This window comes from Drancourtella massiliensis (assembly GCF_016900655.1).
Classification (GTDB): domain Bacteria; phylum Bacillota; class Clostridia; order Lachnospirales; family Lachnospiraceae; genus Sellimonas; species Sellimonas catena.
Window position 1 is genome coordinate 1 of sequence record NZ_JACJKH010000074.1, and the last position, 1,237, is coordinate 1,237.

General features: G+C 46.7%; 1 protein-coding gene. It reads left to right on the top strand.

Going from position 1 to position 1,237, the window contains the following annotated elements; genetic code table 11:
* Positions 1–52 precede the first annotated feature (52 nt).
* Positions 53–1,237, top strand: a 1,185-nt coding sequence (locus tag H6A32_RS15760; protein ID WP_204864814.1) for an IS110 family transposase, incomplete at its 3' end; no start/stop codon positions are given.

Here is a 1,237-nt window from a genome sequence, read left to right on the forward strand (position 1 = left end):
TTGCTGACTTTGCGGGTTAGTAAAAATCTTATGAAACAGAGAGGTATCTGAAATGAAGTATAACACACAAAACGCAAAAATTGCATCTATTAAGGAAGAAACTTTAGTCCTTGGGATTGATGTCGGAAGTGAAACTCATTACGTAAGGGCATTCGACTGGCGCAATTATGAATTTTCTGATAAACCGTTGGCGTTCAGTAATGATGAAGCCGGATTCCTGACATTCATGGCATGGGTTGAGGATATCAAGGAGAAAGCCGGTAAAACTGCTGTAATCCCCGGAATGGAACCAACAGGACATTACTGGTTCAATCTTGGGAAGTTCCTGCAGGACAGCGGAATGAGACCGGTTCATGTGAATCCGCACCATGTAAAAAAATCGAAGGAGATGGACGACAATAATCCCGACAAGAATGACCGCAAAGATCCGAAGACCATCGCTGCACTGGTAAATGAAGGGCGCTTTTCCTATCCCTATATTCCAACAGGAGTTTATGCAGAGATCCGGAGCCTTTCCAATCTGCGTTTTCAGACACAGGAAGAGATCACAAGGATCCGAAACCGGATCGCACGATGGATCAGCATCTATTTTCCGGAATATAAAGACGTTTATGGGGAACTGGATGCAGTAAGCGGGATGATGGTGCTTCAGGAGGCTCCGCTTCCGATGAAGATAAAAGAATTGGGAGCGGAAGGGATCAATCAGATCTGGCGGAACGCAAAGCTGAGGGGCGTCGGGATGAAGAGGGCAAAGACCCTGTTATCGGCAGCGGAGCACAGCGTTGGGAGCCAGGAGGCACCAGAAGCGGCAAGCATGGAGATCCGGAATCTGTTGGAAGACTATGAGAAGTACAGCAGACGCATGGATGACCTGATGGTTAAGATAGAAGAAAAAATCAAAGAAATCCCCTATGTAGATAAACTTCTTGAGATCAAAGGGATCGGGCTGAAAACGGTATGCGGATTTATCGCGGAGGTCGGCGACCTGAGCAGGTTTGATGACCCAAAGCAGGTACAGAAGCTGGCAGGATATGCGATTGTAAAGAACAGCTCCGGGAAACATGCAGGTGAAAGCCATATCAGTTACCGGGGGCGGAAAAGACTGAGATACGTGCTGTATGAAGCGGCGATATCCGTGATAGGGAAAAATAGTGAATTCAGGGAGATCCACCAGTATTATCAAACAAGAGAGAAAAATCCTCTGAAGAAGATGCAGTCGGTGGTAACGGTAGCATGT